At 61.7% G+C, this 14,458-nt stretch carries 19 protein-coding genes; 6 read left to right on the top strand and 13 right to left on the bottom strand.

Features of this window, described 5'->3' with window-relative positions; translation table 11 throughout:
• Positions 1 to 19: 19 nt before the first annotated feature.
• From tnpB to L610_RS17120, 12 genes are all read right to left on the bottom strand, one after another.
• A complete protein-coding gene (gene tnpB, locus L610_RS17175) occupies positions 20 to 367 on the bottom strand; it encodes an IS66 family insertion sequence element accessory protein TnpB (protein ID WP_144706541.1) in 348 nt (115 codons plus the stop codon).
• Positions 364 to 768 carry a transposase gene (locus L610_RS17170; protein WP_144706539.1) on the bottom strand — a complete coding sequence of 135 codons (405 nt, stop codon included), beginning with the start codon at positions 766 to 768 and terminating at the stop codon, positions 364 to 366. Before L610_RS17170 ends, tnpB begins: the two co-directional genes overlap by 4 nt.
• A gap of 285 nt (positions 769 to 1,053) precedes the next feature.
• Positions 1,054 to 1,266 (bottom strand): cbb3-type cytochrome oxidase assembly protein CcoS, encoded by a 213-nt coding sequence (gene ccoS / locus L610_RS17165; RefSeq protein ID WP_024849418.1) that lies wholly within the window; start codon positions 1,264 to 1,266, stop codon positions 1,054 to 1,056.
• Positions 1,263 to 3,410 (bottom strand): heavy metal translocating P-type ATPase, encoded by a 2,148-nt coding sequence (locus tag L610_RS17160; protein WP_246659045.1) that lies wholly within the window; start codon positions 3,408 to 3,410, stop codon positions 1,263 to 1,265. The genes ccoS and L610_RS17160 overlap by 4 nt, the downstream gene beginning before the upstream one ends.
• A 104-nt stretch (positions 3,411 to 3,514) precedes the next feature.
• On the bottom strand, positions 3,515 to 4,339 hold the full coding sequence (locus L610_RS17155; RefSeq protein ID WP_024849416.1) for a DUF2189 domain-containing protein: 825 nt from the start codon (positions 4,337 to 4,339) through the stop codon (positions 3,515 to 3,517).
• 12 nt (positions 4,340 to 4,351) lie between these two features.
• Entirely contained in the window at positions 4,352 to 4,546 is a 195-nt protein-coding gene (locus tag L610_RS17150; protein WP_024849415.1) for a hypothetical protein, read from the bottom strand.
• Positions 4,543 to 5,424: a cytochrome-c oxidase, cbb3-type subunit III gene (gene ccoP / locus L610_RS17145; protein ID WP_024849414.1), complete on the bottom strand. Its 882-nt coding sequence runs from the start codon at positions 5,422 to 5,424 to the stop codon at positions 4,543 to 4,545. Before ccoP ends, L610_RS17150 begins: the two co-directional genes overlap by 4 nt.
• Positions 5,415 to 5,585 (bottom strand): cbb3-type cytochrome c oxidase subunit 3, encoded by a 171-nt coding sequence (locus L610_RS17140; RefSeq protein ID WP_084466166.1) that lies wholly within the window; start codon positions 5,583 to 5,585, stop codon positions 5,415 to 5,417. Before L610_RS17140 ends, ccoP begins: the two co-directional genes overlap by 10 nt.
• 12 nt (positions 5,586 to 5,597) lie before the next feature.
• On the bottom strand, positions 5,598 to 6,350 hold the full coding sequence (ccoO, locus tag L610_RS17135; protein ID WP_024849413.1) for a cytochrome-c oxidase, cbb3-type subunit II: 753 nt from the start codon (positions 6,348 to 6,350) through the stop codon (positions 5,598 to 5,600).
• Between the two features lie 4 nt (positions 6,351 to 6,354).
• Entirely contained in the window at positions 6,355 to 7,995 is a 1,641-nt protein-coding gene (gene ccoN, locus L610_RS17130; protein WP_024849412.1) for a cytochrome-c oxidase, cbb3-type subunit I, read from the bottom strand.
• A 181-nt stretch (positions 7,996 to 8,176) separates the two neighbouring features.
• Positions 8,177 to 9,295, bottom strand: coding sequence for a copper-containing nitrite reductase (gene nirK, locus L610_RS17125; protein ID WP_246659044.1), 1,119 nt, complete (start codon positions 9,293 to 9,295; stop codon positions 8,177 to 8,179).
• A gap of 29 nt (positions 9,296 to 9,324) precedes the next feature.
• Positions 9,325 to 9,753 (bottom strand): pseudoazurin, encoded by a 429-nt coding sequence (locus L610_RS17120; protein ID WP_144706537.1) that lies wholly within the window; start codon positions 9,751 to 9,753, stop codon positions 9,325 to 9,327.
• Positions 9,754 to 9,999: 246 nt separating this feature from the next.
• On the opposite strand from L610_RS17120, the gene L610_RS17115 reads away from it, so the two are divergent.
• From L610_RS17115 to L610_RS17100, 4 genes are all read left to right on the top strand, one after another.
• Positions 10,000 to 10,446 carry an Rrf2 family transcriptional regulator gene (locus tag L610_RS17115; RefSeq protein ID WP_024849410.1) on the top strand — a complete coding sequence of 149 codons (447 nt, stop codon included), beginning with the start codon at positions 10,000 to 10,002 and terminating at the stop codon, positions 10,444 to 10,446.
• Positions 10,447 to 10,559: 113 nt separating this feature from the next.
• Entirely contained in the window at positions 10,560 to 10,949 is a 390-nt protein-coding gene (locus tag L610_RS17110) for a group III truncated hemoglobin (protein ID WP_051473326.1), read from the top strand.
• Positions 10,946 to 11,218: a DUF6522 family protein gene (locus L610_RS17105; RefSeq protein WP_144706535.1), complete on the top strand. Its 273-nt coding sequence runs from the start codon at positions 10,946 to 10,948 to the stop codon at positions 11,216 to 11,218. The genes L610_RS17110 and L610_RS17105 overlap by 4 nt, the downstream gene beginning before the upstream one ends.
• A gap of 89 nt (positions 11,219 to 11,307) precedes the next feature.
• Positions 11,308 to 11,562 (top strand): DUF1858 domain-containing protein, encoded by a 255-nt coding sequence (locus L610_RS17100; RefSeq protein ID WP_024849407.1) that lies wholly within the window; start codon positions 11,308 to 11,310, stop codon positions 11,560 to 11,562.
• A gap of 7 nt (positions 11,563 to 11,569) precedes the next feature.
• Here L610_RS17100 and L610_RS17095 read toward each other — a convergent pair whose 3' ends face one another.
• Positions 11,570 to 12,274, bottom strand: coding sequence for a Crp/Fnr family transcriptional regulator (locus L610_RS17095; RefSeq protein WP_024849406.1), 705 nt, complete (start codon positions 12,272 to 12,274; stop codon positions 11,570 to 11,572).
• Between the two features lie 119 nt (positions 12,275 to 12,393).
• Here L610_RS17095 and L610_RS17090 point away from each other — a divergent pair, with 119 nt between their 5' ends.
• Positions 12,394 to 12,834 (top strand): pseudoazurin, encoded by a 441-nt coding sequence (locus L610_RS17090; RefSeq protein ID WP_024849405.1) that lies wholly within the window; start codon positions 12,394 to 12,396, stop codon positions 12,832 to 12,834.
• 72 nt (positions 12,835 to 12,906) lie between these two features.
• Entirely contained in the window at positions 12,907 to 14,112 is a 1,206-nt protein-coding gene (locus tag L610_RS17085) for an NnrS family protein (RefSeq protein WP_024849404.1), read from the top strand.
• The last annotated feature ends 346 nt before the right edge of the window (positions 14,113 to 14,458 follow it).

The raw sequence follows: 14,458 nt of genomic DNA, 5'->3' as shown, positions 1-14,458 counted from the left end.
ATGTGCAAGGCCAAAATCGTCAGCCTGTCGCCGTCGGCCGCCAGGTCTTTTGCGGCATGCGCCAGTCGATGCCTTCGAGCAGATAGCCGAGCTGCGCCGACGTGATCGTGACCGCGCCGTCGGCCGGCGRCGGCCRGATGAAGCGGCCGCGCTCGAGCTTCTTCGAGAACAGGCAGGCGCCCTGGCCGTCGTGCCACAGAACCTTGATCCGATCGCCGCGGCGGCCGCGGAAGACGAACAGGTGACCATTGTGCGGATCACGCTTCAGCGTCTCCTGCACCACCAGCGCCAGGCCCGGAAAGCCCTTCCTCATGTCGGTGTGGCCAGTCGCCAGCCACACCCGCACGCCGCTGGGAACCGGAATCATCGGGACCCGAGCGCGTCCAGCACGCGCCGCAGCGCCTCGGCATCCACGTCGCGATCGACACGGACACGGCGCCCGCCGCCAAGCTCGATCTCGATGATGCCGCTCTTGCGGCGACTGCGGCCGGGAGACGCCGATGGCACCGCCGCCTCAACGGCGGGCGGTATGGCAGCGGCAGGAACGATCTCGACCGGGACCAATTGCGATGAACCGGTATCGACCCGATCGCACAGCTCCTTGCGCCATCGAAAGAGCTGGCTGACGTGAATGCCCGCCGATCGCGCGACTTCCGAAACCGACACGCCAGGCTCAAGCGACGCCGCGACCAGGCGCTCCTTCTCCTCACGCGACCAGCGGCGGCGTCTCTCGACCGACGTGATCACCTCCACCCGCGGCATCGTCATAGGGCTACTCCTAGGATTATCCCTAGGACTTCCGACGTTCGCCCTCAGCCCGCAAGGCGGCCTTCACCGGAGGGGTACAGCTCTCATGCCGCACGCCGATCATGATTGGCCTTCATCCACGGCCTGTCTGTCAGGAAAAGGGGACCCAGCGGGATCACTGAACGAACGAGTAGGCGACCGTTAGCACCGTAAGAGCCAACACTATCATACTTGGCACTATCACCGCCGCGCCCGAAGCGAGGGCCAGGGCCGCGACCCAGTCGAAAGGCCGGTCGACGAAACGTGTCATGGCTGGTGTCCTTTAACAGTCGAGAACTCAGGGGCATCATTGTCGATATGCGATGGCAGGGGTCGATCGGCCTTTTCTCCGATCAGCACCCGCTCGGCCGCTCCATCGAGGTCTTCGAGTTGGCCGCTTTTCATCGACCAGAGAAAGGCGATAAGACCTACGAGCCCCATGACGAGACCGACAGGAACGAGCCAGATAGCGTAACTCATGTCGACTCCGCGAACGGCCATGCAGCCATCTGTTTTTGCAGTGCCGGCTTTGCGATGTCTTCGCGCGACAGGCGCAGCGCATTGGCGACCACCAGTATCGACGATGCCGACATAGCGATGGCCGCTATCAGCGGGGTCACGTAGCCTGCCATCGCGATGGGAACAACCAACACATTATAGGCGACCGAGAGGGCGAGATTCTGGCGAACCAGACGGTCCGCAGCTCGCGCGACCTTGATCGTTCGCGGGACGACTTCGAGACTGTCGCTGAGGAACACCAGGTCGGAAGCGTTGCGACCGACATCGGCCGCGCTCGATGGCGCCATGGAGACATGAGCCGTGGCAAGCGCAGGTGCGTCGTTCAGGCCATCGCCTATCATCAGCACCGTGCGTCCCTGAGCTGCGAGACTTTCAAGCCGGCCGACTTTCTCATCCGGCATCGCGCCGGAGATTGCTTCATCGATACCCAACTGAGCGGCGATGCGCTGCACCTCAGCTTCCCGGTCCCCAGACAGGATCTCCGCGCTAATGCCCAGGGTCGACAAGTGGCGGACAGCATCCTCAGCACGGGGCCGCAGGCGATCGACCATCGAAAACGAGCCAACGGGATTGCCATCCTTCGAAAGCCACGCGGCAGCTTCGTCATCCGGCGCCGACGCCCCTCCGAAAATCCAGTCCCCGCTGCCCAGCCGGTAGACATGGCCGCCAAGAGTCCCCTCTACGCCTTTTCCCGGCACTTCGCGTATCTCGGAGACCGTGCTGTCGCCGATTGGAAGGAGGGCTGCCACCGCGCGTGAAACGGGGTGTCGCGAGGCTTGCGCCAGTGTTGCCGCCGCGGCGAGATCGGCGGCGGGCACGTTGTGTTTCGTCACCGTGGGAGTGCCCAGCGTGAGTGTGCCTGTCTTGTCGAAGACGACGCGGTCGACCTCGCAGAGGCGCTCCAGCGCGCTTCCGTCCTTGATCGCGACGCCGAGGCCGAACAGGCGTCGCGCCGCCACGACCTGCACCATCGGCACGGCAAGCCCGAGCGCGCAGGGGCAGGTAATGATCAGCACCGCGATGGCGATGGTGAGCGAGCGATGGACGTCACCCGTTGCCGCCAGCCATCCAAGTCCAGTCGCCAGCGCCAGCGTGTGGATGACGGGCGAGTAGAGGGCAGCAGCCCGGTCGGCAAGCCGACGGTAGCGCGCGCGTCCGTCTTCCGCAGCCTCCATCATCCGGACCATGTCGGCCAGAAACGAATCCTGAGGCCGTTTGTCGACGCGGATCGTCAATGCGCCATCGAGGCTCAGCGCGCCAGACAGTACCGCATCTCCGGGACTGCAACGTTCCGGACGCGCCTCTCCATTGACGACCGACATATCGAGCGCACCTGTTCCCGACATGACTGTGCCGTTGGTCGGTATCCGTTCGCCCGGCGCGACATGCAGGAGATCGCCGGGAGAGATCGTGGCGAGATCGCGGTAGTCGCGGCTTCCGTCTGCTGCGATCACCGTGGCGCCGCGCGGCATCATCCGGGCAAGACCGGTGACAGCCGTCCGCGCACGGGCGCGGATCGCATGATCGAGCGTGCGTCCGGCGAGCAGGAAGAATATGAGCGACGTCACCGCATCGAAGTAAGCGTGCGGTGCGCCGGTCGCCGTATCATAAAGGCTCAGGGCGAGCGTGAGCAGGATGCCGACAGAGATCGGCACGTCCATGTTCGATCTGCCGGCCCTGAGGGCGGACCACGCCGATCTAAAGAAGACCTGCCCGGAATAGGCAATGGCAGGCACGGCGAGGATCGCAGAGATGACGTGGAACGCGTTGCGGGTTTCGGCATCTGAGCCTGACCAGATCGAAATGGACAGCATCATGATGTTCATGGCCGAAAAGCCGGCGACGGCTGTCGCTCGCAAAAGCCACGCCATTTCCGGATCGCGCTCCTGCTGCTGGATACCGCTCAACATGGCCTGATAGCCAGCGGAACGCAGCGCCCCGATCATATCCGGCACGGGCTGATCGGCTCGCCATTTCACGGAGACCCGCTTTGCAGAGAGGTTCAACCGGGCAGCGACCACCCCCGGCAGCCGCGCGAGCGCATCCTCGACACCAGCAATGCATGCGCCGCAATGTGCCTGGGGCACGGTCAGGTCAGTCTGCATAAGCCCGTCGCCCAGCTCCCTGCTCGACAGACGGATTTCCTCCGGTGGGATAGCGCGGCCGGGACCGATTGCCAGAGCAGCTTCGCTACCCGGCGCGCAGCAACTCATACCCGGGTCTCCGGGATTTGCATGGCGCGATAAGCGTACCACGTCGCATGACCGAGAAGCGGGAAGACGATGATCAGACCGACAAGCCCGGTGACAACCGAAAGCCCGAACAGGGCGAGCACGATTGCGCCCCACACGATCATCGGACCGAGATTGTTCCAGACCATCTGCATGCTCGTGGCCATTGCCGTCATCGCATCGACCCGGCGATCAAGCTGCATCGGCACGGCGAATACGCTGACGGCGAAGGAGAAGGCCGCAAACAGTCCCCCGATAGCGCTCCCGACTGCCACCATCAGCAGCCCATAGGCCGTGCCGAACAGCATGTTTGCGATATGCTCAATGCCTGGGAAGGGCGTAACGCCGAAGAAGATCGCGTAAACGAAGACGGCGGCACGCATCCACAGAAGCATCAGCGCACAGAGCATCAATCCGGTGAAGAAGACCTGCCGTCCCGCGCGTGGGTGGATCGCAAGCATCTGGGCAAGGCCCACCTCGGGGTTCTCCTCGATGGCACGGCTTTTCTCGTAAAGCCCGATTGCGAAGAAAGGACCGACGATCATGAACCCGGCAAGGGCGGGGAAGAGAATGTAGTCGCTGCCGAAGGCGGCCAGCACCCACACGAGAACCCACGACAGCACGAAGATGCCGAAGCCATAGGCCAGGCTGGCACTTGGGCGATGCCACAGGTCGCGCCAGCCAGCTCCAAGCCAATTGAGGCCGACGAAAAGCGGCAGGTTCCGTTGCAGCCTCGGATCGCGCGTCTCGCCGATGCCGGAGGTCTCGCTGAACAATCCGTACGACTTTGCAGTCTCGGTCATCTCGTGCTCCTCCTAGCAGGCAGACTTTGCGGCGCGATAATCATGGGCCTCTCCCGAGCCCTTCGAGTGGGAGACGCAGTCGGGTTGGGAGGCGAATGCGACATAGGCCAAATGCGCATTTGCGCCGAGGAAAAGCGCCAGCCCCATCGCCACCAGCGACCAGATGATGCGGGACTTCCGCGGGCGATGGGGCGCCTGAGCGTTCATCGTCCGACGATCCCGAGATCATAGACGTAGAGCGACAGCGTCCGGATATCGAGATTGCTGAGCCGCTCGTCCCAAGTCGGCATATGGCCTTCGCGGCCGCCGTGAACCGAGTTGATGATGGTCTGCAGATCTCCGCCGTAGACCCAGCTATCATCGGCCAGATTGGGAGCGCCTACCTCGCGGTTGCCAGTGGCGTCGTCGCCATGACAGGCTGCGCAATTGTCAGCGAAGACGGTTCTGCCGGCCTCAATACGCTCTCGGTTTTCCGGCGTCGAGTATTCGGGATTGCTCAGCGAATAGACATAGGATGCGACATTGCTGACATGCTCGCGTTCCAGTATGCCGTCGCGTCCGAAGGCGGGCATCTGTCCGATACGGCTGTCGGGATGGCGCGTGTTGATACCGACACGCATGGTCTGCTCGATCGCTTCCGGTTCTCCGCCCCAGATCCAGTCGTCGTCGGTCAGATCGGGGTACCCGGCGCGTCCGCTCCCGTCCACGCCGTGGCATGCGGCGCAGTTGTCCCCAAACAGCTGGTGGCCGGTACTCCGCACGATCCCCATCAGTTGCTGGTCGGCGAGGATGGTCTCGTAAGGCTCCGTCTCCAGACGGGTCGTCCAGACGGACCGCGCCTGCTGCGCCCTGACAAGGTTTTCTTCCACCGTGGTGCGCTGATCGATGCCGAGCAACCCCTTCGTGTAGGTGCTTCCCAGCGGCCATGTGGGCGCGAAGAACCACCAGCCCACCGCCCAGATATGGGTGACGACGAGGAATATCAGCACGCCGCGTGGAACCGGTGTGTCGAGTTCCTTGATGCCGTTCCATTCGTGACCGGTCGTCTCGCGACCGGTCACCGGATCGCGTTCTTCTACCGCCACGGCTTATCCTCCCCCGACAATATGCTGGTTTTCGCACGTGTGAAGCGCTTCCGGTTTGAGGGCCAGAAGGCATAAATGATCACGCAGATGAAGAACCCCATGAGGTAGAAAAGGCCCCAGCTCTTGGAAAAGGCCACCAGCGTATCGTGATCGAAATCCATCGGCGCGTCTCCTCAGTTATCCGGGTTCGGCGCTTCCTGCGGCGCGGCGGTGTTCTCGTAAGCCGCACTCGTCAGTCGGCCAAGCACCTGCAGGTAAGCGACCAGCGCGTCCATTTCCGTCAGGCGGGATGCAACGCCATCGAATGCACTGACTTCCGTAGCCTCACCGTACCTCTCGCTGACGCCTGCTGCAAAGTCGCTGTCGGGCGCTGCCTGTCCGTAGGCATCGGCCGCCGCGTTCCCAATCATCTCGTCCGTATAAGGTACGCCCAGCCTTCGCTGGGCACGCAGATGATCGGACAAATCGTCGGTGCGCAGGGCTGTGCGCGCGAGGAATGCGTAGGCCGGCATATTCGATTCTGGCACAACGTCACGCGGGTTGATCAGATGCGCAACATGCCACGCATCCGAGTATTTGCCGCCGACACGGGCAAGGTCGGGGCCGGTGCGCTTGGATCCCCATAACATGGGCCGGTCGTATTTGGATTCAACCGCGAGCGAGTATGGCCCATAACGCTCGACTTCGTCGCGAAGCGTGCGGATCATCTGGCTGTGGCAGGCATAGCAGCCTTCACGGACGTAGATATTGCGCCCGGCCAGTTCCAGTGGGGTGTAGACGCGCATGTCGGGCGCCTCTTCCACCGTCTCGTCGATGGTAAAGAGCGGCGCGATTTCGACGATGCCGCCGACACTGGCGGCTGCGATGATGGCAAGCACGAAGCCGATGGCGGACCGCTCGATTTTGCGATGAAAGAACTCCGGCATCCGCTTACTCCCCCGCCACGACTGCGTCTTTGACCGGCAAGTCGGCTTCCTCTGGAACGGTCGCGGGAACCAGCCGGATGGTCATCCAGATGTTGTAGCAACCGATCGCGGTGCCCAGCAGAAACATCGCCCCGCCGATGGTCCGGGCAATGTAATAGGGATACATCGCAACAAGACTATCGAGGAAGGAGTAGGCGAGCGTGCCTTCTTCCGTGTACGTGCGCCACATCAGGCCCTGCAGGATGCCCGAATTCCACATGGCAAAGATGTAGATGAGCGTTCCGGCTATCGCGAGCCAGAAATGCCACTCGATCAGCGCAGGAGAGTACATTCGCTCGCGCTTCCACAACGCCGGCACCAGTGTGTATATCGAGCCAAAACTGATGAGAGCCACCCAGCCGAGGGCGCCTGCATGGACGTGTCCTACGGTCCAGTCGGTATAATGCGACAAGGCGTTGACCGGCCGGATAGCGAGGAACGAACCCTCAAAGGTGGAAATGCCGTAGAACACGGCTGCAGCCATCATGAACCGCAGCGTCGCATCGTCGCGAACCTTGTGCCAGGCACCATTGAGGGTCAGCAGTGCATTGCCAGCGGATGCCCAGGACGGCACCAGCAGCATGACAGAAAACGTCATTCCGAGCGTCTGCACCCAGTGCGGCAGCGCCGTATAGTGCAGATGGTGCGAGCCCGCCCACATGTAGAAGAAGGTGATGCCCCAGAAGCTGAGGATCGACAGACGGTACGAGAAGATCGGGCGCCCTGCGCGGATGGGGAGATAGTAATACAGCATGCCGAGGAAGCCGGCGGTCAGGAAGAATGCCACGGCATTGTGGCCATACCACCACTGGACCATCGCATCCTGCACGCCGGGCCAGATCGTGTAGCTCTTGGCGCTACCCCACGAGATCGGCAAAGCGAGATTGTTCACGATATGCAGGATCGCCACGACCAGAATGAAGGCCATGAAGTACCAGTTGGCGACGTAGATATGCGGTTCCTTCCGTCGCGCGATGGTCGCGATATAGAGGAGGAAGTATGTCACCCACACCACGACCAGCCACAGGTCGGCATACCACTCTGGCTCGGCATATTCCTTCGACTGCGTGACGCCGAGGATGTAGCCTGTAACCGCAAGCACACAGAAGAGATTATAGCCGAAGAGCACGAACCACGGACTGACCTGGCCGGCCAGCCGCGCGCGCGACGTGCGCTGGACAACGTGGAAAGAGGTGGCGATCAGGGCGTTGCCGCCGAAGCCGAAGATCACGCCGGTGGTATGTGTCGGGCGCAGGCGCCCAAAGGTCGACCATGCGCCATCGAAATGGAGATTCGGCCAGGCGAGCTGTGCGGCGACCCAAACGCCCATAAACATGCCGAAGATCGCCCAGCCCATTGCCAGAGCGATACCCACCTTGATCGGGTCATCGTAGTAAGATGCCTGACGGTCTTCCGTGGGCTCCGGCGCATAGAAGGCGGACAGCACGGGATATAGCAGCGCGCCCGCAAACAGAATGACGATAAGACCATGCACGCCCATCGCCTCGTTGCGACCGGCGGCGGCCATCGCGATGCCGGCCAGGGCCACAAGCAGCAGAATGACGGCCGCAGATTGCCTTTCCGACGTGGTGAGCTTGGCGACCATGCTATCTCCTCCAACTGCAGCTTGCGGGCACTAAACTCTCCCGGAATACGCTCATGTTCAACCCGTCAAATTTCAAACGCTTAACAATACGTTTGCCGTCCACAGCTCGGTATCGATCAGCGACGTCCGGCGCGCGCTTTCAAAGGCCCGCGCCGGATCACACTCGCACTTCAGCTAAGTGTTAGTGTTCGTGGGCGTTGAATATCTCAGGATTCTCATCGCCTTCGACGATAAGGAAACCTGCAAGGCCGCGCTCCACGCGCGACAGCGCGTGATCGACAAGAACGTAGCGGCCGGGAACCTCGACCTTGAACTCGACGATTGTTGCGCCGCCTGCGGGGACACTCACCGTCTGGACATCGGTCAACGGCGGAGAGGTCACCGAACCAAGTTGGTAGACCTTATCGAAAATCTCGCCGATGACGTGGAACGACGACGTGAAGTTGGGACCGCCCACGCCGAAATAGATGCGGACAGTTTCGCCGACATTCGCTTTCAACGGGTAATGGTCGGTCAGCGCGCCAACATGGCCGTTGAGAACGAAATATTCCGGGCGTTCGTTGAGAAGCTTTTCATAGCTCTCGGTCAGCAGGCCGGACGAGCCGAACTCCTCTTCCGTATAGATTTCGCCCTGCATCACGTAAAACTCGCGATCGACCGGCGGCAGTCCCTCCTCGGGCTCGACCAGTATCAGGCCATACATGCCGTTCGCGATGTGCATCGCCACGGGAGGTACGGCACAGTGGTAGACGTAGAGGCCAGGATTCAGGGCCTTGAAGGTGAAACCTTTCGTCTCTCCCGGTGCAGCAGACGTTGCCTCCGCGCCACCACCCGGTCCCGTCACCGCATGGAAGTCGACATTGTGCATCATGCTGCTGTCTTCAGCATTCTTCAGCGACACCTCGACCGTATCGCCAACGCGGACGCGGACGAATGGTCCCGGTACAGTGCCGTTGAAGGTCCAGTACCGGAAGGTCGTGCGACCATCGAGCCGTGCTTCGAGTTCGATGGTCTCGAGTTCCACAGACACCGTTTCCGGCTCCCGTCGCGTAATCGGCGGGGGGATATCAGTCGGCATGCGCGCGATGTCCGCCATCCCGTCTACCACCGCATAAATGCGGTTGCTCAGGCTTCCAGACGGAGAAACGCCGCCAGAATGCGCTACAGGGTGATCGTGATTGGCGATCGCCGGGGTCGCGGAAAGCGCTGCCGACGCAATGGCGACACCCGCGGACCCCATCAGAAGACTGCGTCGGGAGACCTTCCCGGCTTCATCGGCGGTCGGAGAAACGGCATCCATCTTCTTTGTCATGTTCGTCCTTCCTTATGTCACTCGGCTTCAGCCTGCGCGAAGAGTTCGTCGAACACCTTCTTCGCCTTGCCCGGATGCTTCACGGCTTTCGCTTCCTCGACGTTGACCGGCTCGCCGGCCACGATCAGCGCGACCATGCCCATGCCGTAGTGCGGCGTGCACTTGACGCCATAGACGCCTTCCTTCTCGATCGTGACTGTGATCTCCTGATTGATCTTGCCTTTGAAAGACTCAGCCCCATCTGGGATCATACCCTTGATGCTCTCAGCGTCATGGCTCTTGTCAGTCGGGATGAAGGTCACCGTGTCTCCAACTTCGACCTGAATAAAATCAGGCTCGAACACCATGGCGCCTTTCGCTCCCTTGTTGAGCATCTGCACCTGATGATCTGCGGCGAACGTAATTGACGTCGACACGAGGAAAAGAGCCACGGTCGCACTCAACATCTCATCACAATTCCTTCCACTTTGAACGCTTCGTACATCTATCGCCCGTTCGGCGTGTTTCCACCCCAAGCTATCATCAGGCCTATTTTTGGTATCGATAATGCCACTTTCTCAGCGAAACGGAGGATATCTCCCTGCGACGTTTTCGCGCTTTTCCGCGATCGGGGAAGGTATTAATGGTATTTTAGATGCCACTTTACGAAGGCGCGTCGCGTCGTAAGCGTGCACCCGGCCGGAGAAACAATCATGCGGATGACACTCCACACCGACTACGCTTTACGCATGCTGATTTACGTCGCCATGCGTCCTGACGGTTGTTGCACTGTACATCATGTTGCCGAGACTTACGGATTGTCGCGCAACCATCTGCTCAAGGTGGCGCAAACGTTGAACAGGCACGGCTATATCATGACGGTCCGCGGTCGTGCGGGCGGAATACGTCTTGCAAGACCGCCTGCACAGATCAACGTCGGCGCTCTTGTCCGCGCCATCGAGGAAGATTTCTCGCTGGTCGAATGTCTGCAACAGTCGGGCGGAGCATGCGTGATTTCACCGGCCTGCATGCTGAAAAGCATGTTTTCCGAGGCTCTGACGGCATATCTGTCTGTGCTGGACAAATACACGCTGGCGGACGCCGTGCGAAACCGGACGGCGTTAGCGACCCTTCTGGGCGTCACGCCGATGGCTGCGTGACGCATGCAATCCAACCTTTGAACGATGGAACCAGTCATATGAAGGGTCGCCCCGCCCCAGTTCGAACGCCCGTCATCGACGGAAAACTCCTGCCGGAAGTGCTCGACGAAACGATGATCCACGCGGTGGTCCATGGTTTCTACGACCAGATCCGCAGCGACGATCTGCTCGGCCCGATCTTCAACAACGCCATCGCGGACGCGGACTGGCCGCATCACCTCGCCAAGATGTGCGATTTCTGGTCGTCGACCCTGCTGCGCACCGGCCGCTACGATGGCCGTCCCCTTCCGCCGCATCTCGCCATCCCCGAACTGGGCGAGCAGCATTTCAGACGCTGGCTCAAGCTGTTTCGCTCGACGGTCCAGCGCGTCTGTCCGCCGGAGGTGGCAACGCTGTTCATGGATCGCGCCTTGCGGGTGTCGCACTCCTTCCGGCTGGCGATCGCCTTCAACCGCAAGGAAGACACGATGCGGATAGAGCCGATCCTGGAGGAAAGCCTGTGACGGGGGGCGAACTCGTTCTGTCGGACGCTTCAGGCGACTTCACGCTCGATGCCGCCCTTGTCGCGCAGGGTTTCGGCTGGTCGCAAGACGAATTGCAGAACCATATGCGGCGCGGTCACGTCATCAGTCGTGTCGAACGCGGTGAGGGGGAAGACGAAGGCCGCTGGCGGCTGTCACTGAGGTGCGGCAACAGGCTCTGGCGCGCAGTGGTCACGCAGGACTGTGTCATGATCGAGCATGAGGTTGCCTTCACTCACCACCCCGCCTGACTGAAAACTGATCGTTGGTTGCCCCGGCGCAAAGAAGCGGGCCATCGCCGTCGTGCATTCTCCCGTTCCGACGATGGAGGAGCCGTGGCATGACCGGACGATATCACGACGACATGAGCATGGACGAGATCATGCGGCGCTGGCCGGAAACCATCCGCACGATCCTCGACCATGGGCTGCTGTGCGTCGGTTGTCCGATAGCGCCGTTTCACACAGTGGACGACGCGGTCCGCGAGCATGACATCGGCGAAGTCGATTTGCGTGCGGATTTGCGCGCTGCGATCACGCGGAGTGCCGGTACCGACACGCGGCGCGATCTCCCCGATTCGCTTTCTGCGCCTTAGATCGCGCTCATTCCCGCTCGACACGTCCATCTGCCAGCAGCATCAGGCGGTGCGGCTGGGTTACGGTGACCTGCTGACGGCCGCTTTTGACAAGCCCCTTTTCCTCCCAGGCGGAGAGCAGGCGACTGACGGTGTGCAGCGTCGTGCCGGTCATTTCCGCGATGTCCTGCCGCGAGATCGGAAAATCGATCAACAGTCCTTCGTCGGTCTTGCGTCCCGACTGCTGCACGAGGCGGAGAAGGGCGTGCGCTACGCGCCGCTCGACCTGCTCGGTCGCCATTTCCACCACCTGTGTCTGGACGTCCTGTAGCCGCGTACCGACGGTTTTGTAGGTGTTCATCCCAAATCCCGGATGGGCGGTCGCGAACTCGGACCACAGCTTGCTCGGCCAGGCCAACACCACGCAATCGGTCACTGCAATTGCGCTGGCCGGATAGGTCGAGCGGCCAATCGCCTGCGCGATGCCAAGCAGTTCGCCCGGGACGATATAGCGAACGATGACCTGCTGACCGTCCGGCGTCAGTTTAACGACGCGGACTCGGCCATCGAGCAGGATGAAGAACGAGCTTGCCTCTTCATCCTGTTCGAAGACGGAGGTATCCTTTTCGATCCGCAGCGAGCGCGCGCTCGCCAGCACGGTGTCGAGCGTTTCGGCCGTCAGGCCCTCGAATGCGGGAAGCCCGGCAATCAGCGAACGGTCGAGTCTGTTCAAGTGGGGCCTCCCCAGGATTTTGATGCCCTGCATTTGCGATAGCGCAATGAAGCGGATTCGCACAGGGCGTAGAACTGGTCCCGAAGACAAATCAGACTGTCACAGGAAAGGACGGCATGATGAACAGGACCTTGGCAATGATTGCGCTCGCGACAGCGGTCGCCTTCACGGGAACAGCTTACGCAGCCGAGCATGAAGTCATGATGCTCAACAAGGGCGCGAAGGGCGCCATGGTGTTCGAGCCGGACTTCGTTCAGGCCGAGCCCGGCGACACCATCCGCTTCGTGCCGACGCACAAGTCCCATAATGCCGAAACCATCAACGGCATGATTCCCGAAGGGGCTGTCGCCTTCAAGGGCAAGATCAACGAGGAGATCGTGTACGACGTGACGGCTGAAGGCGTCTACGGCGTCAAATGCACGCCGCACTACGGCATGGGCATGGTGATGCTGATCGCGGTCGGCGCACCGAACAATCTCGAGGAAGCGAAAGCGGTCAAGCATCCAGGCAAGGCGAAGACCCATTTCGAGCAGCTTCTCGCGGCTGTGCCTGCGAACTGACGGCGTGACGGCAGTTTGACCGGGCGGGCAGGGGTGTCCCGCCCGGTTCTCTTTAAGACAGGACCAGTCGACATGGTATCTTCGCAGCCGCGACGGGAGGCCTATCCCGCATTGCTGTCCTATGGCTTCAGGCCGTTCTTTCTATTTGGGAGCATCTGGGCAGCGCTGGCGATCCTCATCTGGCTGCCGATGCTTGCAGGCCGACTGGAGACGAGAAGCCTGCTTTCACCCGTCGACTGGCATGCGCATGAGCTTCTGTTCGGCTATCTTGCCGCCGTCGTGACCGGGTTCCTGCTCACCGCAATTCCGAACTGGACCGGTCGCCTGCCTGTGCGCGGCGCGCCTTTGGCGGGCCTCGTGGCATTGTGGCTTGCAGGACGGATTGCCGTCTGGTTCTCTGCAGACCTCGGCTGGGCAGCCGCCATGGTGCTCGACAGCGCGTTCCTGCTGGCTGTGGCCGTGTCGGCGCTGATCGAGATCGTCGCCGGCCGCAACTGGCGCAATCTTCTGGTTCTGCTCCCGGTAACCGCGCTGTTCGCGGCCAATGTCTTTTTCCACCTCGAAGCACGGTTCTTCGGGCTCACGGAAACATCGCGCAATCTCGCCCTCGCTGCCGGCCTCGTGCTCATCATGGTCATCGGTGGGCGCATCATTCCAAGCTTCACCCGCAACTGGCTGGTTCGGGAAAACCCGGGTCGTCTGCCGGTTCCGTTCAACCGCTTCGACGGCGCCGTCATCGTCGTTTCCACCATCGCGCTTCTTGGCTGGATCATCAGCCCCGAAGCATGGGTGAGCGGCGTGCTGCTGGTCGTTGCGGCCATCCTCAATGCCGTGCGGCTGAGCCGTTGGGCGGGCTGGCGCACGGCGTCGGAACCGTTGTTGCTGATCCTCCACGTCGCCTATCTGTTCGTTCCGGCAGGGTTGCTGATATCCGGGCTGGCGGCACTCGACAGCACGCTCCTGCCGCCGGTCGCGGGCATCCACGTCTTCGGCATCGGTGCCATCGGCGCCATGACACTCGCGGTGATGGCGCGCGCGACGCTCGGCCATACGGGACGTAAACTTCATGCGGGCGGCGGAACCGTCTTGGTCTTCTGCGCCATTGTGCTGGCGACGCCGTTCCGCTTCGCCGCCGCCCTGATGCCTGGTTCGACATGGCTGTTGCACGCTGCCGCAACGTTTTGGGTTCTGGCGTTTGCGGGGTTCGTGCTGTGTTATGCTGGCGCGCTGACGCGGCACCGCGTCGCAAAGCGCCAACCCGGCCGTGCACCCGCCTGAGCGCAGAGGCAGCTCCAAGTGACTGCGGCCGGGATCACCCGGCCGTCGATCTGTTCAGAAGACGCCTTACGAACTCACGTCGATTTACGCTACTGCGATTCAAATCTCTGGACAGGCGTTGCATTGCCGACGCCGTTGCAGAACGGCGCGCGAATTGCCCTCGCACGCATGTAAGTCAGCGTGAAGCTAGCCGTACGGTTCGTGGACTGGCCCATCGRCCGAAGCATCGGAATCGCGATGCCATGAGATCGAGCGCTCCGCCCCGCTTCCGGCGGTCCGGCTCTCTCGTGGCGCTGCCACCTTTCATGCAGCAGAGGCACCAACGGAGTTGCGGAATGCCTGATAC

This window comes from Aminobacter sp. J44 (genome assembly GCF_007829415.1).
In the GTDB taxonomy this organism is placed as follows: Bacteria; Pseudomonadota; Alphaproteobacteria; order Rhizobiales; family Rhizobiaceae; genus Aerobium.
This window is presented reverse-complemented; position numbering and strand designations above follow the sequence as displayed.